The organism is Candidatus Pelagibacter sp., assembly GCF_052048095.1.
GTDB lineage: Bacteria > Pseudomonadota > Alphaproteobacteria > Pelagibacterales > Pelagibacteraceae > Pelagibacter.
Genome location: NZ_JBNAKG010000001.1, coordinates 116,835 through 136,327, shown reverse-complemented (window position 1 = coordinate 136,327; position 19,493 = coordinate 116,835). Strand labels below are relative to the sequence as shown.

14 protein-coding genes and 1 tRNA gene are annotated in these 19,493 nt (G+C 30.6%); 13 read left to right on the top strand and 2 right to left on the bottom strand.

Annotated features, from left to right (window positions below):
- Nucleotide 1: 1 nt before the first annotated feature.
- Nucleotides 2–1,264 (top strand): 2-oxo acid dehydrogenase subunit E2, encoded by a 1,263-nt coding sequence (locus ACTT9P_RS00690; protein ID WP_440908770.1) that lies wholly within the window; start codon nucleotides 2–4, stop codon nucleotides 1,262–1,264.
- Nucleotides 1,265–2,167, top strand: a complete 903-nt coding sequence (locus ACTT9P_RS00685; RefSeq protein WP_440908769.1) for a DMT family transporter — start codon at nucleotides 1,265–1,267, stop codon at nucleotides 2,165–2,167.
- Here ACTT9P_RS00685 and ACTT9P_RS00680 read toward each other — a convergent pair.
- Nucleotides 2,135–2,899 carry an undecaprenyl-diphosphate phosphatase gene (locus ACTT9P_RS00680; protein WP_440908768.1) on the bottom strand — a complete coding sequence of 255 codons (765 nt, stop codon included), beginning with the start codon at nucleotides 2,897–2,899 and terminating at the stop codon, nucleotides 2,135–2,137. The genes ACTT9P_RS00685 and ACTT9P_RS00680 overlap by 33 nt on opposite strands.
- Nucleotides 2,900–3,085: 186 nt before the next feature.
- Here ACTT9P_RS00680 and ACTT9P_RS00675 point away from each other — a divergent pair, with 186 nt between their 5' ends.
- Both ACTT9P_RS00675 and gltB read left to right on the top strand, forming a co-directional pair.
- Nucleotides 3,086–4,525 (top strand): NAD(P)-dependent oxidoreductase, encoded by a 1,440-nt coding sequence (locus ACTT9P_RS00675; protein ID WP_440908767.1) that lies wholly within the window; start codon nucleotides 3,086–3,088, stop codon nucleotides 4,523–4,525.
- Nucleotides 4,525–9,030 (top strand): glutamate synthase large subunit, encoded by a 4,506-nt coding sequence (gltB, locus tag ACTT9P_RS00670; protein WP_440908766.1) that lies wholly within the window; start codon nucleotides 4,525–4,527, stop codon nucleotides 9,028–9,030. The genes ACTT9P_RS00675 and gltB overlap by 1 nt, the downstream gene beginning before the upstream one ends.
- Here the strand turns inward: gltB and ACTT9P_RS00665 are convergent.
- Complete coding sequence (locus ACTT9P_RS00665) at nucleotides 9,027–9,770, bottom strand: serine aminopeptidase domain-containing protein (RefSeq protein ID WP_440908765.1); 744 nt, start codon at nucleotides 9,768–9,770, stop codon at nucleotides 9,027–9,029. The genes gltB and ACTT9P_RS00665 overlap by 4 nt on opposite strands.
- A 41-nt stretch (nucleotides 9,771–9,811) precedes the next feature.
- Here ACTT9P_RS00665 and ACTT9P_RS00660 point away from each other — a divergent pair, with 41 nt between their 5' ends.
- The 9 genes from ACTT9P_RS00660 to ACTT9P_RS00620 all read left to right on the top strand — a co-directional run bounded on the left by ACTT9P_RS00660 (nucleotide 9,812) and on the right by ACTT9P_RS00620 (nucleotide 19,477).
- On the top strand, nucleotides 9,812–10,969 hold the full coding sequence (locus ACTT9P_RS00660; protein ID WP_440908764.1) for a glycosyltransferase family 4 protein: 1,158 nt from the start codon (nucleotides 9,812–9,814) through the stop codon (nucleotides 10,967–10,969).
- Entirely contained in the window at nucleotides 10,970–12,886 is a 1,917-nt protein-coding gene (gene thrS, locus ACTT9P_RS00655) for a threonine--tRNA ligase (RefSeq protein WP_440908763.1), read from the top strand.
- A complete protein-coding gene (gene infC / locus ACTT9P_RS00650) occupies nucleotides 12,887–13,432 on the top strand; it encodes a translation initiation factor IF-3 (RefSeq protein WP_440908762.1) in 546 nt (181 codons plus the stop codon).
- Nucleotides 13,433–13,489: 57 nt separating this feature from the next.
- A complete protein-coding gene (gene rpmI / locus ACTT9P_RS00645; protein ID WP_023854436.1) occupies nucleotides 13,490–13,696 on the top strand; it encodes a 50S ribosomal protein L35 in 207 nt (68 codons plus the stop codon).
- Nucleotide 13,697: 1 nt separating this feature from the next.
- On the top strand, nucleotides 13,698–14,054 hold the full coding sequence (gene rplT / locus ACTT9P_RS00640) for a 50S ribosomal protein L20 (protein ID WP_440908761.1): 357 nt from the start codon (nucleotides 13,698–13,700) through the stop codon (nucleotides 14,052–14,054).
- 43 nt (nucleotides 14,055–14,097) lie between these two features.
- The gene (pheS, locus tag ACTT9P_RS00635; RefSeq protein ID WP_440908760.1) at nucleotides 14,098–15,165 is read left to right on the top strand and encodes a phenylalanine--tRNA ligase subunit alpha; all 1,068 of its coding nucleotides are present in this window, start codon (nucleotides 14,098–14,100) and stop codon (nucleotides 15,163–15,165) included.
- Nucleotides 15,162–17,570 carry a phenylalanine--tRNA ligase subunit beta gene (pheT, locus tag ACTT9P_RS00630; RefSeq protein WP_440908759.1) on the top strand — a complete coding sequence of 803 codons (2,409 nt, stop codon included), beginning with the start codon at nucleotides 15,162–15,164 and terminating at the stop codon, nucleotides 17,568–17,570. The genes pheS and pheT overlap by 4 nt, the downstream gene beginning before the upstream one ends.
- 5 nt (nucleotides 17,571–17,575) lie before the next feature.
- Nucleotides 17,576–19,384, top strand: coding sequence for a translation elongation factor 4 (lepA, locus tag ACTT9P_RS00625; RefSeq protein WP_440908758.1), 1,809 nt, complete (start codon nucleotides 17,576–17,578; stop codon nucleotides 19,382–19,384).
- 3 nt (nucleotides 19,385–19,387) lie between these two features.
- A tRNA-Ser gene (locus tag ACTT9P_RS00620) sits at nucleotides 19,388–19,477 on the top strand.
- Nucleotides 19,478–19,493 lie beyond the last annotated feature (16 nt).

The window sequence follows — 19,493 nt, the reverse complement described above, 5'->3', positions numbered from 1 at the left end:
TATGTCAAAAATTGATCTAAAAGTTCCTAACATTGGAGATTTTAAAGATGTCGAGGTCATAGAAGTGTTAATTAAAGAAGGTGAAAGTATAAAAAAAAATGATCCTCTAATTACAATTGAAAGTGATAAATCAAGTGTTGAAATACCAAGCACTGAAAATGGAAAAATTTTAAAACTTTTTATTAAAGTTGGAGATAAAGTTTCTGAGGGAGATAAAATCTTAGAAATCGAAACTGTTAGTTCAACTAAAAATGAAGAAAATAAAAACTTGATAGATAATAATGAAAACAAAAAGGAAGTTAAAAAAATTAATAAAGAAAATCCAGAAAATCAAAGAATAGAAATTAACTATAATGAAGGAGTTGTTTTAGCATCTCCAAAGACTAGAAAGTTTGCAAGAGAGTTAGGTGTCGATATTAACTCTGTAAAAGGCAGTCAATTAAAAGGACGTGTTGATGAAGCAGATATAAAAAAATTTGTATCACTTGGTGGAAAGAATCTTGTTCAAGAAAAACCAGCTCATAAAAAAATAGAATTGGAATTTGAACATCGTGAATTTGGATCAGTAGAAAAAAAGGATATTCCAAGAGTAAAAAAATTAGCTTCAACTTATTTGATGAATTCATGGTCTAATATTCCTCACGTAACAAATCATGATGAAGCAGATATCACTGAACTAGAAAACTTTAGAAGTTCATTGACAGACATTTATACAGGAGAAAAAAAGAAAATTACTCCTTTAGCTTTTATAGTTAAAGCACTCACGGCTACTCTGAAAAAATTTCCAAGTTTTAATTCTTCTATTGATGAAATTGAAAGTGGGAAAATGACTTTAAAAAATTATTATCATATAGGAATTGCAGTTGATACTAAGCATGGATTGATGGTCCCTAAATTAAGAAATGCAGATATTAAAAATATAAGTCGAATAGCGAAAGAACTTAAAGAATTAAGTGATTTATGTAAAAATTTAAAAATAGATAAAAAAGAATTATTTGGGGGATCAATGACAATTACAAGTCTTGGCGGAATAGGTGGAACTTTTTTTACACCAATAATCAATTATCCAGAAGTGGCTATTTTAGGAGTAGGTAAAGCAGAAAAAAAACAAAGATATCTCAATGGCAAATTTCAAATAAGAACAATTTTGCCTATATCTTTATCTTACGATCATAGAATTATAGATGGAGCTGAAGCAGCAAGATTTAATAACAAATTAAAAGAAAATCTTGGCAGGAATTTTGCTTATAAACTAGCTGTTTAGATGTCAAAAACTATTTCTTTGCTAAGCGCTTTGCTTTGTACTTTTATTTGGGGCACTACATTTATTGCACAAGATACTGGTATGGATGATATCGGTCCATTTACCTTTAATGCGGTTAGATTCTTTGTAGGTTTTTTAGCGATATTACCTTTAGTTTTTTTATTTGAGGTTAAAAAATATAGTTTAGAATTTAAAAAAGATAACAGGTTGTTTTCAAGATTAACAATAATAATCGGGTTTTCATTATTTTTTGGTTCAGCTTTACAGCAAGTTGCTCTTTTATATACAGACGTTGCAAATGCAGCCTTTTTTACAATTTTTTATGTTCCGTTAGTTCCAATTATTGTTTTTTTGTTTAGAAAAAAAAAGATACATTGGAGTGTTTGGCCATCTGTATGTCTTTGTTTATTAGGTGGATATTTACTTACCAATTTTTTTGATGCAACTGTGAGATTAGGAGATAGTTTAGTTATTTTGGGAGCTCTATTTTGGAGTTTCCATATAATTTATACAGATATATTTATAAAAAAGTTTAACCTGCCATTAACATTAGGAGCGGCTCAAACATTAATAGTAGCAATATTATCCTTTATAGTTGGGGCTGTGTATGAAGAGTTTATCTTAGAAAACATTTTAAAGGAAATTATACCAATTTTATATGCGGGAGTTTTATCAGGAGGATTTGCGTTTGTTTTACAAATATATGCACAAAGAAATATTTCTCCAGCCCCTGCTGCAATAATTTTTTCTTTAGAAGGAGTTTTTGCAACAATTGCAGCATGGATATTGTTAAGTCAAGTTTTAGAAATAAATAACATCTTAGGATGTGCTTTTATTCTTTGTGGAGTTTTAATTTCACAATTGGTTCCATTAATAAACCAAAAACAAGAGAAAAAGACCTAAGAGAATTCTATAAATAACAAAAATATTCATAGTAAATTTTTTTATAAATTCTAAAAAAAATTTAACTGTAATAAAAGAAAACAGAAAAGAAAATATTATGGCTAGTATAGCCAGATAGTTAAGCTCAGTATCTTGTTTTAATATATCATTTAAACCTAAAACACTAGCGCCACATAATGCAGGTATAGATAATAAGAATGATATCTTAGCGGAGTCTGTTCTATTAAACTTCAAAAATCTAGCTCCCGTTATAACTATACCTGCTCTACTTACTCCAGGTATTAAAGAAAGTATTTGGAATAATCCAATGATGCAAATAGATTTCAAAGAAAGATTTTTTTCAATTGATAACTCAAATTTAGCTCTATCAGCAAAAAATAATAAGATAGCAAATATAATTGTCGACCAAGCAATAATTTTTACATCACGAAAAATATTAATTAAGTCGGTGATGTATAAAATAAATCCAACTATTATTAACGGTAATGATCCCAAAACTATCAATGAAATAAATTTTTTACTATTTTGAAAGTTAAATATGTCTGTTCTATAAAAAAAAATAATTGCAAACAAAGATCCTAAATGAAGACTAATATCAATTAATAACGAACTGGATTTAAACTCAAATAAAGTAGAGATTATAATTAAATGAGAAGATGAACTTATTGGTAAAAATTCCGAAACTCCTTGAATTACTGAGAGAATAAATATTTCAATTATATTTTCCAACATTAGAATTGTTTCCGTACCTTATAAAAATTAAAAATAAACAATTCAATTTAAGCATAAGAGATATGCATAAATTAAATTTTTGTTTATATGCTTAAATATTTGGTGTAATTAAGACAGTATTATTGTCCTATATTATGCTTTATATTACAAAACATATGTATATGTTGCGCCATTTAGGAAATATTTATGTCAGAAAAAATGTTAAAATTCACAAAAATAGGTCAACAAACACCACCTAAAAGAGAAGTAGACACTCGAAAAAAAGATTTTAATGAAATTTATGACGAATTCATATTTGAAAAAGCAAAATTACAATCTAGCAGATGTTCACAATGTGGAGTTCCTTTTTGTCAAGTTCACTGCCCCTTAAGTAATAATATTCCAGATTGGCTAAAATTAACTGCAGAAGGAAGATTGCAAGAGGCATATCAATTATCTCAAAGCACAAATAATATGCCTGAAGTTTGTGGAAGAATTTGTCCACAAGACAGATTATGTGAAGGAAATTGCGTTATAGAACAATCTGGTCATGGCACTGTTACGATTGGTTCAATGGAAAAATACATCACAGACAACGCATGGGAACAGGGATGGGTTAAACCAATTGAAGTGGTAAATGAAAAAAAACAAAGTGTAGGTATTATCGGAGCAGGACCTGCAGGATTAGCAGCAGCAGAACAATTAAGAAAAGATGGATATCAAATTACAATATATGACAGATACGACAGACCAGGTGGATTATTAATTTACGGTATACCCAATTTCAAATTAGAAAAGTTTGTTGTTGAGAGAAGAACAAATCTCCTCAAGGAAAGTGGCATTAAATTTAAACTTAATTTTGAGGTTGGTAAAGACCAGACTCTTGATCAGCTTAGAAAAAAACACGATGCATTATTAATTGCAACAGGCGTATACAAAGCTAGAGAAATAAATATACCAGGGAGTGATTTAGATAATATTTTTCCAGCAATGGAATTTTTGACTGCTTCAAATAAAAAAGGACTTGGCGATAAAGTAGAGTTATTTGATAAAGGAATACTTAATGCTGAAGGAAAAGATATTGTTGTAATTGGGGGTGGAGACACTGCTATGGATTGTGTAAGAACATCTATTCGTCAAAAAGCTAAATCTGTAAAATGCCTCTATAGAAGAGACAAAGAAAACATGCCTGGATCAGCTAGAGAAGTTGCAAATGCTGAGGAAGAAGGAGTTGAGTTTGTTTGGCTTTCCTCGCCAAAAGAATTTAAAGGGAAAAATAAAGTTGAAAAAATCTTAGTAGATAAAATCGAATTAGGTGAACCTGATGAAACAGGTAGGAGGAAACCAAAAATCAAAGATGGCTCACAATACGAAATTAATGCAGACATGGTGATAAAATCTTTGGGGTTTGACCCAGAAGATTTACCAAATTTATTTGGAAACCCAAATTTGAAAGTTACACAATGGGGAACAATAAAAGCTGACTTTGATACATTACAAACAAACTTAGATGGAGTTTTTGCAGCTGGAGATATTGTAAGAGGTGCATCATTAGTTGTTTGGGCTATCAAAGACGGCAGAGATGCTTCTTTATCTATAAAGAAATATTTACAATCAAAAATAATCAAAAATAGCAAAGTTGCTTAATGGACCAGTATTTAAAAAATAAAAGATTATTAAAAGAAAATAATGTTTACTCTGATGACATGGAGCACGATGCATGTGGTGTTGGTGTAATTGCTTCAACAGAGGGAAAGAAGTCGAGACAAGTAGTCGAATATGGTATTGAGGCTTTAAAAGCAGTATGGCATCGAGGTGCAGTGGATGCAGATGGAAAAACAGGTGATGGTGCAGGAATTCATGTGGAAATACCAAAAGATTTTTTTATAGAAAAGATTGAAGTTACAGGCCACGAGTATGAAAATTCAGAAATTGGTGTAGGTATGATTTTCCTACCTAGAAATGATTATGGTTCACAAGAAGCTTGCAAAACAATTGTTGAAAGTGAACTAACTAAAAATAATTTTAGCATTTATGGTTGGCGACAAGTTCCAGTAAATCCTAAGGTTTTAGGGGAAAAAGCATTAATGACTATGCCTGAAATAATTCAGGTATTATTTAGATCAAACGATGAGAGCCTTCTTAATAAAGAGCTTGAGAGAAAAATTTATGAAACAAGAAGAAAAATTGAAAATGAGGCTATTAAACAATCTTTAAATAATTTTTATATTTGTTCTTTAAGCTCAAAATCAATCATTTATAAGGGCATGTTTTTAGCTGAAGCAATATCTGACTTTTATTTAGACTTAAAAGACAAAAGATTTATATCTCGTTATGCAATATTCCATCAGAGGTTTTCAACAAATACTGCACCAAGCTGGAATTTAGCTCAACCTTTTAGAGCTGTTGCCCACAATGGTGAGATTAATACATTTAGAGGCAACAAGAACTGGATGAAAGTTCATGAACAAGAAATGAACAGTCCACTTTTTGAGGATATTGAAAACTTAAAACCTGTAATACAACAAGGTACATCTGACTCAGCTGCTTTAGACAATGTATTCGAATTATTGAATATATCAGGACAACCTGCACCGCTAGCAAAACTAATGTTAGTTCCAGATGCTTGGTCAAAAAAAAGTAAGACACTTCCAAAAAATCATCAACAATTATTTAATTTTTTAAACAGTACAATGGAGCCTTGGGATGGTCCTGCAGCAATTGCTGCTACAGATAATGAATGGGTCATTGCTGCTAATGATAGAAATGGATTAAGACCTCTTAGATATGCAATCACTAAAGATAAACTTTTATTTGCAGGTTCAGAAACTGGGATGATTGAGCTAAATGAAAAAAGAATTTTAGAAAAAGGAAGATTAGGACCTGGAGAAATTATTGGAGTAAGAATTGAAAAAGGTAAAGTATTTTCAAATGAACAAATCAAAGATTATTTAGCAAAAGAATATAAACATTTTAATTCTCAAATAGTTGATTTAGATGACAAGTTGACTATCGCAAATGAAAAAAATTATTTTAGTGGTCAAGAATTAAGAAAGAGACAGCATGCTTTTGGTATCACATTGGAGGACATAGAGCTTATTTTACATCCAATGGCTGAAGATGCAAAAGAAGCAACTGGCTCAATGGGTGATGATACTCCACTTGCAGTTTTATCTGACAATTATAGACCGTTGTATCATTTTTTTAGACAAAATTTTAGTCAAGTAACCAACCCACCAATTGATTCATTAAGAGAAAATAAAGTAATGAGTTTAAAAACTCGTTTTGGAAATTTGGGTAATATTCTAGATTTTGACACTTTAACCAAAGAAAATATTTATGTTTTAAACTCACCAATATTATCTAATTCTCAATTAGAAAAGTTCATAAATTTTTTTGGTAAAAATTCAAAAGTCATTGATTGTACTTTTGCTGAAAATGAAAATTTATCAGATGCTATAATTAGAATTCAAAAAGAGTCAGAAATAGCAGTACGACGAGGTGTTACTCAATTAATTTTGAGTGATAAAGAAATGTCTAAAACAAGACTTCCTATGCCAATGTTATTAAGTGTTGGTGCAATTAATAGTTTTTTAATTGGTAAAAAGTTAAGAGGATATGTATCTATTAATGTGCAGACTGGAGAAGCGCTAGACACACATTCTTTTGCAACATTAATTGGTGTAGGAGCGACAACAATAAACCCTTATTTAGCTTTCGATAGTTTGTTTCAAAGACATGAAAAAAAACTATTTGGCCAGTTCAGCTTTGATGAATGCATAGAAAGATACATTAAGTCAGTTAATGCCGGTCTTTTAAAAATAATGTCGAAGATGGGGATTTCAGTTTTAAGCTCTTACAGGGGTGGGTGTAATTTTGAAACAGTAGGATTAAGTAGAACGATAGTTTCAGATTATTTTCCAGGCGTAGTTTCTAAAATTTCAGGAATTGGGTTAACTGGTATTGAGAAAAAAGTAAGACATATTCATAAGGAAGCTTTTGAGAGCTCAGAAAATATTTTACCCATTGGAGGTATTTACAGATATCGTAAGAATGGTGAAATACACCAATATCAAGGAAAATTGATACACTTGTTGCAGAGTGCTGTGGGTACAAAATCATACGAAGCTTATAAAAGATATGCAGAGGGGATTTATAATTTACCTCCTATTAATTTAAGAGATTTGATTGATTTTAGAAAAAAGAAATTAGGTCCCAAGATTGAAATATCAGAGGTTGAACCAATAGAAAATATTTTGAAAAGATTTGGTAGTGGAAGCATGTCTCATGGCGCTTTATCAAAAGAAGCTCATGAAACTTTAGCTATGGGCATGAACAGGATTAAAGGTGCTTCATGCAGTGGTGAAGGTGGTGAAGATGCGGAAAGATTTAAAGTACTTGAAAATGGTGATAGTGCAAACTCAAGAGTTAAACAAATAGCATCAGCCAGATTTGGAGTTACAGTCAATTATCTTAACAACTGTAATGAAATAGAAATTAAGATTGCACAAGGCGCAAAGCCAGGAGAAGGAGGTCAATTACCTGGTTTTAAAGTTACAGATGAAATAGCAAAATTAAGACACTCAACACCAGGTGTTACATTAATTTCCCCACCCCCACATCATGACATTTATTCAATAGAGGATTTGGCTCAGCTTATTTATGATTTGAAACAAATTAATCCAAAAGCAAGAATTGGTGTTAAGCTAGTTGCTTCATCAGGAGTTGGCACAATTGCAGCAGGTGTAGCTAAAGCAAAAGCAGATATTATTTTAATATCTGGTCATAATGGTGGCACAGGAGCTACTCCACAAACAAGCGTAAAGTATGTGGGTATACCATGGGAAATGGGTTTAACAGAAGCAAACCAAGTGCTGACATTAAATAATTTAAGACACAAAGTTACTTTGAGAACAGACGGAGGAATAAAAACAGGTAGAGATGTTGTTATGGCTGCAATGATGGGTGCAGAAGAATACGGTGTTGCCACGACAGCATTAGTTGCAATGGGTTGTATTATGGTAAGACAATGTCATTCAAATACGTGTCCTGTAGGTGTTTGTACTCAAGATGAAAAATTAAGAGAAAAATTTACTGGTACACCAGACAAAGTTGTTAACCTATTTACTTTTATAGCAACAGAAGTAAGAGAAATTTTGGCTGAACTTGGTTTTAAATCTTTAAATGAAATAATTGGAAGAACTGATTTGTTAATGCAGGTAAGTAAAGCCTCACCAAATCTTGATGACTTAGATTTGAATCCTTTATTTGTTCAGGCAGATTCTGGTGAAAATAAAAGATATTGTGAGTCTCAAGAAATAAATGAAGTTCCAGATACTTTAGATCAAGTAATATGGCCTCTGATAGAAAAAAAATTAGATGCTAAAGAAAAAGTAGATCAAGTCTTTACAATTAAAAATACAAACAGAGCTGTTGGAACAAGAATTTCTCATCATTTATATTCTAAGTTTGGATATGAAAATCTTGATGAAGAATTTTTAACTTTAAATTTTAAAGGGTCTGCTGGTCAATCTTTTGGCGCCTTTTCTTCAAAAGGATTAAAGTTGGTATTGGAAGGAGATGCAAATGATTATGTTGGTAAAGGCTTATCAGGAGCAACTGTTTCAATAAAACTTCCAGAGGAGAGTAATTTGATTTCTAATGAAAATACAATAATTGGAAACACAGTTTTGTATGGCGCAACATCCGGAAAATTATTTGCAGCAGGTCAAGCAGGAGAAAGATTTGCAGTTAGAAACTCAGGTGCAACAGCTGTGATTGAAGGCTGTGACTCCAATGGATGTGAATATATGACTGGTGGAACAGTTGTTATTTTAGGAAATGTTGGAGATAATTTTGGTGCTGGGATGACAGGGGGTATGGCATTTATTTACGATATTGATAAACAATTTGAGAATAAAGCTAATCCAGAGAGTATAATTTGGCAAAATGTAGAAACTGATTATTGGAAAGAATTTTTAAAGTCTCTAGTTCAAAAGCATTATTTAGAAACAAATTCAAATTTATCGAAAAAAATTTTAGACAACTTTAATGAAGAAATAAATAACTTTATCCAAGTTTGTCCAAAAGAGATGTTAGATAAGCTGAAAAACACTATTACACTTAAACCATCGACCAAAGCAGTAAGTTAAATCATTAAACTGATTTCATTCTTTATTATTTTCAGATTTTTTGGACTAGACAAACTGTGATCACCACTTTTTACAACAATTAATTTTTTCTGTGCTTTTTGGAAGATCTTTAAAACTTTTTTTGAATAAACAACAGGAACTGATTCATCTTTACTGCCGTGTATCATTGTAACTTTGATATTCGAATTAATTTTTTTATTTAAAACTTTATTTTTTTTTCCATCTTTAATTAATTGAAGTGTTATTGGATATTCATATTTTCCATGTTTAATGAAACTAATTTTTTTAGTTATGATTTCATCTTTAATTTTTTTAGTAAATTTTTTCCACATTAAATTTTCTAAAAATTCAGGAGCAGAGCCTATGCCTATAAAGCCTTGGATTTGACTTTTAAAATATTTAAACTGGTTCAAAGAAATCCAGGCACCCATGCTTGACCCAATTAAAATTACCTTTTTTTTCTTTACAATTTTTTGAATTAATAATTTTGTTTGAGAACTCCATTTAGAAATATTTCCTTCAACAAATTTACCACTTGATTTACCATGACCTGAATATTCTAAGGCTAAAAAACCCAATTTATGTTTTTTAGCAAAATTTAAAAATACCTTTGGTTTTTTTCCCTCTAAATCAGACATGAAGCCATGCAAAAAAACAATATACAAATCATTCTTTGAATAATTTTTTATATATCTAATTTTTATGTTTCTTGAAGTTTTGCAAAAACTAAATGTAGTCATAATTATTTGTATGATAATGGTCTTATATTATAATAATTAAAATGACATCAAAAATTAATGTTTTACAAGTGATACCCAAATTAGGTTATGGCGGTGCTGAAACTGGATGCTATGATATTGCTCACTATCTTCCTGAAAAAAATTGTGGATCATTTATTGTTACAAGTGGTGGCCCCTTAACAAAGTTCATTGATAAAAAGAAAGTAAAATTAATTAAACTTCCAGTTCATAGTAAAAATCCATTAATCATATTATTTAATTCTATAATTTTAATTTTTTTAATTGTTTTTTTTAAGATTTCAGTTGTACATGCTAGAAGTAGAGCACCAGCATGGTCATGCTTGTTGGCTACAAAAATTACAAATCGTAAGTATGTAACAACTTTTCACGGAACTTATAATTTTAAAAGTGATATTAAAAAATTTTACAATTCAATAATGTTAAGATCAGATCTTACAATTGCAGGTTCAAATTTTATTTTTAAACATATTCAAGATAATTATTCAAAATATTTAAATTTGAAAAATAGATTATTAGTAATTTTTAGAGGCATTAATGTTGACTATTTTGATCCAACTACAAAATTAGAATCAGAGGAAGATCAGCTGATTAAATCATGGGGTATTATAAAAAAAGAAAAAAAAATAATTCTATTACCTGGAAGATTAACTTCTTGGAAAGGCCAAGAGTTATTTATAGAAGCTATTAATAAAATAAATATCGAACTAGGTTATCAAGCGTTCTATGCAATCATTTTAGGTAGCGATCAAGGACGGGATCAATATAAAAAAAAATTATTAAAACTATGTGAGAATTATAACCTTACTGATCAAATTAAATTTATCAAACATTGTGATGATATGGCTTTAGCTTACAAAGTATCTGACATAGTAATTTCATCCTCCATTGAACCAGAAGCTTTTGGTAGAGTGGCTGTTGAAGCACAATCTATGGAAAAAATTGTAATAGCTAGCAATATTGGCGGATCCAATGAAACAGTTATTGATGAGAAAACTGGATTTTTATTTAACTCAGGTGATGTAAATTCTTTAAGTCAAAAGATTATGAAAATTTTAAATACTGACGAAACTACATTGAAATCAATTGGCATTGAGGGTAGAAAAAACGTTATAAACAAATTTAATGTTGAAAAAATGTGTTTTTCTACTTATTCAGAATACAAAAAATTATTTTACTAAATGCCCAATATAACTCTACCAGATGGAAATAGCTTAAGTTTTCCAGACAATGTAACAGGTTTAGAAATTGCTGAAAAAATTAGTAAATCTTTAGCTAAACAAGCAATGATAATTAGCGTTGATGGAGAATTAAAAGATTTAGATTTTCCTATTGATAAAGATTGTTCAGTAAAAATCCATACTTCAAAAGATGAAGAAGGATTAGAAACTATAAGACATGATACAGCACACATAGCAGCAATGGCTGTTCAAGAATTGTTTCCAGGCACACAAGTTACAATAGGACCTGTTATTGAAAATGGTTTTTATTATGACTTTGCAAGAAAAGAACCTTTTACAGAAGATGATCTTGTAAAAATTGAAAGCAAGATGAAAGAAATTGTTGATAGAGATGAAATTACTAAAAGAGAAGTATGGGATAGAAATAAAGCTATTAAGCATTTTAAAGAAAAAGGTGAAATTTATAAGGCTGAATTGATAGAAAGCATTCCTGAAGGCGAAGAAGTTTCAATTTATTTTCATGGTGATTGGCATGATTTATGTAGAGGGCCTCATTTATCTTCTACAGGTAAAATTGGAAAATATTTTAAGCTAATGAAAGTCTCAGGAGCTTATTGGAGAGGTGACTCTAATAATGAAATGTTACAAAGAATTTATGGTACTAGCTGGGCAAGTCAGAAAGATTTAGATAATTATTTAAAAAGATTAGAAGAGGCAGAGAAAAGAGACCATAGAAAACTTGGAAAAGAGATGGATTTATTTCATTTCAGGGAAGAGAGCCCGGGTTCAGTTTTTTGGCATGAAAAAGGTTGGGCTTTATTTCAAAAACTTATTAATTATATGAGAAGAAGACAGGAAGAAGCAGGATATAAGGAAGTAAATACACCTGAAATTTTAGACAGATTATTATGGGAAAAATCTGGTCACTGGGAAAAATACGGTGAGAATATGTACACATCAGAAACTCCTGATGAAAAAGTATTTGCAATAAAACCCATGAATTGTCCTGGTCATATTCAAGTATTTAACCAAGGTTTAAAAAGTTATAGAGACTTACCTTTAAGAATAAGTGAGTTTGGAAAAGTTCATAGATACGAACCTTCAGGTGCATTACATGGATTGTTAAGAGTAAGAGCTTTCACACAAGATGATGCGCATATTTTTTGTTCAGAAGATCAGATTGCAAGTGAATGTCTAACAGTAACAAACCTTATATTAGATATTTATAAAGAGTTAGGTTTTGAAAATGTAATATTAAAATATGCAGATAGACCTGAAGTAAGAGTTGGCAGTGATGATGTTTGGGATAAAGCAGAAGCATCTCTGTTAGATGCTGTCAAAGCTTCAAAACTTGAATATAGCATTAATAAAGGTGAAGGTGCTTTTTATGGTCCAAAAATTGAATTTGTTCTGCGAGATGCCATTGGTAGAGACTGGCAATGTGGAACTCTACAGGTCGATTTAAATTTACCTGACAGATTAGGAGCATCTTATGTTGATAAAGATGGAGCAAAAAAAGTTCCAGTTATGTTGCACAGAGCATTATTTGGTTCACTTGAAAGATTTATCGGAATTCTTATTGAACATTACGCTGGAAAGTTTCCTTTTTGGATCTCTCCATTACAAACAGTTGTTATTCCAATTTCAGAAGAATTTGATGACTACGCAATTAAAGTTTCAGAACAGTTAAAGAAAGCTGGAATATCTTCTGCTACAGATCTTAAGAAACATAATTTGAATTATAAAGTTAGAGATCATTCATTAGCAAAAATACCTCTTTTATTAATTTGTGGGAAAAAAGAAGTTGACTCTAATTCAGTAACGATTAGAAGATTGGATACTAATAAACAAGAAAATATGGAATTAAATTCTTTTATAAAAACTTATTCTGCTTTAAATAAAGCATCATCAAACTAAGTGGCAGATTTCAAACAAAACTATTTTCAAAGAAGAACTAAAGACCGAGGTCCAAGATCAAATAACAGAATATCTTCTCCTGAGGTACAGGTCATTAACAGCGATGGTGAAAATTTAGGTGTGTTAAATACTAGTGAAGCCATCTCAATGGCTAGAAATCAAGGATTAGACTTAATTGAAATAGCTGCAAAAGCAACTCCACCAGTATGTAAAATAATGGATATGGGTAAATTTAAATATGATGCTCAAAAAAAAGCTAACCTGGCAAAAAAGAAACAAAAAATAATATCTCTTAAAGAAATTAAGATGAGACCAGTTACAGAAACGCACGACTATGAATTTAAAGTTAAAAACGCAAAAAAATTTATTGCTAAAGGAGATAAGGTAAAATTTACAATTAGATTTAAAGGTAGAGAATTGCAACACTCTCACTTAGGAAATGAGTTAATGAATAAAATCAAAGAAGATATGAAAGAGATAGGCAAGGTAGAATTAAACCCTAAGTTTGACGGAAAACAAATGATTATGGTAATTCAACCCTTATAATTAGGGGTATATTCTTGTTGTAAAAATTTATCATTCTTTGTATAACACCGCAAAATTATGCCAAAATTAAAGACAAAAAGCTCAGCTAAAAAAAGATTTAAAATTTCTGCGAAAGGCAAAGTAATTTCAGCTCAAGCAGGAAAACGACATGGCATGATTAAAAGAACAAATTCGCAAATTAGAAAATTAAGAGGCACTACAACACTATCAAAACAAGATGGTAAAATAGTTAAATCGTATATGCCTTACAGTTTAAGAGGATAAAATGGCCAGAGTAAAAAGAGGTGTAACTAGTAAAGCAAAACACAAAAAAGTTTTAAAAGCTGTCAAAGGTCAATGGGGCAGAAGAAAAAATACTATTAGAGTTGCTAAACAAGCAATGGAAAAAGCTATGCAGTATGCATACAGAGATAGAAGAAATAAGAAAAGAGATTTCAAATCTTTATGGATACAAAGAATTAATGCTGGTGTGAGAGCTGAAGGTTTAACTTACTCTAAATTTATTAATGGCCTTAGTAAGTGTGGAATTACAATAGATAGAAAAATTCTTGCAGAGATTGCTTATGACAGTCCAGAAGCATTTAAAACTATCGTTCATAAAGCACAATCAGCTTTAAATTAATCTTCTCTATTGTTTTTATTTCTTAAGGAAATAATCTAAGATTATGTCAGACTTAAAAAATATTCATGCTGAATATAAATCTAAGCTAAAAGAAAATTTAAGCTCAGATCAGATTAATCAAATAAAATCAGATTTGTTTGGAAAAAATGGGCTTATCTCATCTCAGTTTAAAACTTTAGGTTCACTTAACGAAAACGAAAGAAAACAATTTGCGTCTGAACTGAACAAAATTAAAGATGAGCTACAAAAAACTATTTCTGAAAAACTTCAAGAATTAGAATTAAAAAAAATTAATGAGAAATTAGAAAATGAAAAAGTAGATATTACTTTACCAGAGAGACCAATTACCAAAGGCAAGATACACCCAGTATCACAAACAATAGATGAAATATCATCTATATTTTCTGAAATAGGATTTAGCGTTGAGGAAGGTCCTGATATTGAGAATGAATATAATAATTTTACAGCACTTAATACACCTGATTATCATCCAGCAAGAGATATGCATGATACATTTTATCTTGATGAGAAAAAAGAAATATTATTAAGAACTCACACTTCCCCTGTACAAATCAGAACAATGCTTAAAGACAAACCACCGTTTAAAATAATTGCACCGGGTAGAACGTATAGATCTGATAGTGATCAGACACATGCACCAATGTTTCATCAAGTTGAAGGTTTACACATAGATAAAGATATTAATATGGGACACTTAAAGGGATGTCTAAATTATTTTATTAAAGAGTTTTTTGAAGTAGATAAAATTAAGATGAGATTTAGACCAAGCCACTTTCCATTTACAGAACCATCTGCTGAGGTGGATATAGGTTACGAAATTAAAGAAGGTAAGATAATTATTGGGGAAGGAGATCAATGGTTAGAAATTCTAGGCTGTGGAATGGTTCATCCAAACGTTTTAAAAAATGTCAAAGTGGATCCAGATAAATACCAAGGGTATGCTTTTGGGATAGGAATTGACAGACTTGCAATGCTTAAATACGGAATAAATGACCTAAGAGCGTTCTTTGAATGTGATTACAGATGGCTCAATCATTTTGGTTTTGATCCATTAGATGTTCCAACAAATTACAGGGGATTGAGTCGATGAAAATAACTTATGATTGGTTAAAAGATCATTTAAAGACAAGTCATACCGAAGAAAAATTATTAGAACAATTAACTAACGTTGGTTTAGAAGTAGAAAGTGTTGAAAGTATATCGGAAGGACAAGATTTATTTAAAGTTGCCAAAATACTAAAAACAGAAAAACACCCTGATGCTGACAGGCTAAAAGTGTGTGATGTAGATGTTGGAGAGAAAGAGATTAAAAAAGTTGTTTGTGGAGCTCCAAATGCAAGAGAAGGTTTGTTGACAATTTATGCACCTCCTGGTGCGGTAATACCCAAAAGTGGATTAAAATTGGTAGTTGCTAAGATAAGAGGTGTCATATCTTATGGTATGCTTTGCTCAGAGTCAGAATTGAATTTATCTGATGAAAGTGAAGGAATTACTGAATTACCAGCATCAAAATATAAAAAAAAAATTGGAAAAAATTACTTTGAGAAACCAAGCTCAAACTTAATTGATTTATCAATTACACCTAATAGACCAGATTGTTTGGGTGTTAGAGGTATAGCAAGAGATTTGGCTGCATCAGGTTTTGGAAAACTCAAAGATACAAAATTTAAAAAATTAAAATCTACAAGTAAACGAAAAATTAAGATCACTTTAAAAAAAGAAAAAAATCAAGCATGCTCAGTCTTTGGAAGTTGCCTAATAACAAACGTGAAAAATACTGAAAGTCCTGAGTGGTTAAAACAAAAATTAATTTCAATCGGCCAAAAACCAATATCAGCAATTGTAGATATTACAAATTATATGATGTTTGATAATAATAGACCACTTCATGTTTTTGATGCTGATAAAATTGAAAAAGAACTAATAGTCAGAAATTCTAAAAAAGGCGAAAAGTTTGATGCTTTAGATAATAAGATTTATGAGTTAGACGAAAATATGTGTGTTATTAGTGATAGCAAGGGTCCATTGGCACTAGGTGGTATTATGGGTGGAATAAGATCTGGAACACAGATGGATACTAAAAATGTTTTGATAGAGTCTGCTTATTTTAATCCAACAGTTACAAGAAAAACTGCAAAAAAATTAAATATAGACTCTGATGCTAAGTTTCGATTTGAAAGAGGCATTGATCCCTTATCAATAGAAGAAGGATTGATTAGATCTGCAAATCTTATTCAAGAAATTTGTGGTGGTGAGATTGGCAAAGTAGAAATTCAAAAAAATCAAAATTTTAAAACAACTGAAATTAATTTTGATCAAAAGATATTTGAGAAAATTATGGGACTGAAAATATCAAGCTCTGAAGTAGCCAGTATTTTGAAAAATCTTGGATTTAAAATTAGAAAAAATAAAAAATTATTAAAACTACAAGTACCATCATGGCGACCAGATATTTTACAGCCAATTGATGTTGTTGAAGAATTAGCAAGAATTAAAGGCTATGATAAAATAAAAACAATTGAACCTGAAAAAGCTAGATTAAAACCAACACTAAATAAAACCCAAAAGTTATTTCACTTTATCCAAAGAGCTGTGGCGTCAAAAGGATATTATGAGGTTGTTACATGGTCTTTTACTGACGCTAAATTTAACAATTTATTCAAAGGTGAAAATGAAGAGATCAAAATTGTAAACCCTATTAGTTCAGATTTAGGTGTCTTGAGAAATTCTATTTATTCTAATTTAACAATGTATTTAAATAAGAATATAGACAGAGGTCATAAAGATATTTCTTTATTTGAAATAGGACCGGTATTTACAGGAAAAAATCCAGGTGATCAGATCACTGTAGTTTGTGGAATTAGTACAGGAAAAAAATCTAGATTATCTTGGATAGAAAAAGAGAGAGATATTGACGTTTTTGATATTAAAAGAGATGTTATACAAACCTTATCTGAGGCAGGGTACAATCCAGAAAAGTTTGCAATAGATGATAAGACTCCTAATTATTATCATCCAGGTAAATCTGGAAGACTATTCTTAAATGCTGGTAAAGAAAATGTAGCAGCGTACTTTGGTGAACTACATCCTAGTATTATTAAAAGTATCGATATGAAAACCAATGTTTTGGTTGGTTTTGAGATTTTCTTAGAGAATCTAAAACAACCTAAAAAGACATTAAATGATCAAAAATCAAAATATTCTGTTTCTGATTTTCAGAAATCGGAAAGAGATTTTGCATTCATTATTGATAAAAAAGTAGATGCTCAAGATTTGATCAAAGTAATTTCTAATGTAGATAAAAAATTAATCCAAGCAGTAAAAATTTTTGATCTCTACGAAGGCGATAACATTCCACAAGATAAAAAATCCATAGCGCTAAATGTTACAATTCAGTCAGATGAAAAAACTTTAAAAGATAAAGATCTTGAGGATTTAAATAATTTAATCATCAAATCTGTTGAAGAAAAAACTGGTGCTAAAATAAGATCCTAATTTTAATGAGCACAATCGATCATATAAGAAATTTCGCAATAATTGCACATATAGATCACGGTAAATCAACTATTGCAGATAGAATAATCCATATCTGCGGAGGATTAACAGAAAGAGAGATGAAAGCGCAAGTTCTTGACTCTATGGATATAGAGAGAGAAAGAGGAATTACAATTAAAGCTCAAACTGTAAAATTAAATTATAAAGCAAAAGATGGAAAAAATTATATTTTAAATATTATTGATACTCCAGGCCATGTTGATTTCAGTTATGAAGTAAGTAGATCACTTTATGCATGTGAGGGATCAATTCTAATTGTTGATAGCACGCAGGGAGTAGAAGCACAAACTTTAGCTAATGTATATCAAGCATTAGATATAGATCACGAAATTATTCCAGTTTTAAACAAAATTGATTTGCCCGCATCAGACTTAGATCGATCAAAAAAACAAATTGAAGATGTGATTGGTATCGAAACAGACGATGCTGTTCCTTGTTCAGGGAAGACAGGCGAAGGTGTAGAGTTAATTTTAGAACAAATAGTAAATAAATTGCCCTGTCCAAAAGGTGATCTTAATGAAGATCTCAAATGTCTACTAGTTGATAGTTGGTACGATACTTATTTAGGAGTAGTAATTCTTATAAGAGTAATCAATGGAAGAATAAAAAAAAATATGAAGATTAAAATGGTTTCAACAAATAGAGAGTATATAGTTGAAAAAGTTGGAGTGTTTACTCCAAAACCAAAAGATTTAGATGAGCTCCAAGCTGGAGAAATAGGTTTTATAATTACAGGTATAAAAGTTTTATCTGAAACCAAAGTAGGAGATACAATATGCGATTCCTCAAAACCTGATGTTGAGCCTTTACCAGGATTTAAACCAAGTAAACCCGTAGTATTTTGTGGTCTATTTCCAGTGGACAGTTCTGAATATCAAAAGTTAAAAGATGGTTTAGCTAAGCTACAATTAAATGACGCTAGTTTTTCATTTGAAGCAGAATCTTCGTCAGCGTTAGGATTAGGTTTTAGGTGTGGTTTTCTAGGATTATTACACCTTGAAATAATAACCGAGAGATTAGAAAGAGAATTTGACGTAAATTTATTAACTACTACCCCTGGAGTTGTTTATAAAGTTTATTTAAATAGTGGAGATGTTATTGATTTACAAAATCCATCGAGCTTACCTGATCCAACACTTATAAAATCAATAGAGGAACCTTGGATAAAAGCCACAGTAATTACACCAGATGAATATTTAGGATCAATAATTAAACTTTGCCAAGATAAAAGAGGAATTCAAACTAATCTTAGTTATTCAGGAAATAGAGCGGTATTATCTTACGAACTTCCTTTAAATGAAGTCGTTTTTGATTTTAATGACAGAATTAAATCAATGACAAGCGGTTATGCAAGTTTTGATTACGAAATTATAGGACACAGAGAAGGTGATCTTGTAAAATTAGGTATTCTGGTAAATGGAGAACCAGTAGATGCTTTAGCAATGATGATCCACAAGGATTTTGCGCAAAGAACAGGAAGAGAAGTTTGTGAAAAACTTAAAGACTTAATTCCAAGACACAATTTTATGATACCAGTACAAGCAGCAATTGGTGGAAAAATAATTGCTAGAGAAACAATAAAAGGATTTAAAAAGGATGTTTTGACAAAAATTCATGGTGGTGGCGCAACAGACAGAAAAAGAAAGTTATTAGAAAAACAGAAAAAAGGTAAGGCCAGATCTAAACAATTTGGAAGAGTAGAAATTCCTCAAGAAGCATTCATAGGTGTTTTAAAAATTAATAAAGAAAAATAATTTGGAGAGGTGGCCGAGTGGTTGAAGGCGCACGCTTGGAAAGCGTGTAAAGGGGCAACCCTTTCGCGGGTTCGAATCCCGCTCTCTCCGCCATTAAATAACTATTGAT

Excerpts from the sequence above, each read along its gene's own strand:
- pheT (WP_440908759.1), top strand. The coding sequence starts at position 15,162 with ATGAAAATAACTTATGATTGGTTAAAAGATCATTTAAAGACAAGTCAT.
- lepA (WP_440908758.1), top strand. The coding sequence starts at position 17,576 with ATGAGCACAATCGATCATATAAGAAATTTCGCAATAATTGCACATATA.
- ACTT9P_RS00665 (WP_440908765.1), bottom strand. The coding sequence starts at position 9,770 with ATGACTACATTTAGTTTTTGCAAAACTTCAAGAAACATAAAAATTAGA.
- rpmI (WP_023854436.1), top strand. The coding sequence starts at position 13,490 with ATGCCAAAATTAAAGACAAAAAGCTCAGCTAAAAAAAGATTTAAAATT.
- ACTT9P_RS00680 (WP_440908768.1), bottom strand. The coding sequence starts at position 2,899 with ATGTTGGAAAATATAATTGAAATATTTATTCTCTCAGTAATTCAAGGA.
- pheS (WP_440908760.1), top strand. The coding sequence starts at position 14,098 with ATGTCAGACTTAAAAAATATTCATGCTGAATATAAATCTAAGCTAAAA.
- ACTT9P_RS00685 (WP_440908769.1), top strand. The coding sequence starts at position 1,265 with ATGTCAAAAACTATTTCTTTGCTAAGCGCTTTGCTTTGTACTTTTATT.
- ACTT9P_RS00675 (WP_440908767.1), top strand. The coding sequence starts at position 3,086 with ATGTCAGAAAAAATGTTAAAATTCACAAAAATAGGTCAACAAACACCA.
- thrS (WP_440908763.1), top strand. The coding sequence starts at position 10,970 with ATGCCCAATATAACTCTACCAGATGGAAATAGCTTAAGTTTTCCAGAC.
- ACTT9P_RS00660 (WP_440908764.1), top strand. The coding sequence starts at position 9,812 with ATGACATCAAAAATTAATGTTTTACAAGTGATACCCAAATTAGGTTAT.
- ACTT9P_RS00690 (WP_440908770.1), top strand. The coding sequence starts at position 2 with ATGTCAAAAATTGATCTAAAAGTTCCTAACATTGGAGATTTTAAAGAT.
- rplT (WP_440908761.1), top strand. The coding sequence starts at position 13,698 with ATGGCCAGAGTAAAAAGAGGTGTAACTAGTAAAGCAAAACACAAAAAA.
- gltB (WP_440908766.1), top strand. The coding sequence starts at position 4,525 with ATGGACCAGTATTTAAAAAATAAAAGATTATTAAAAGAAAATAATGTT.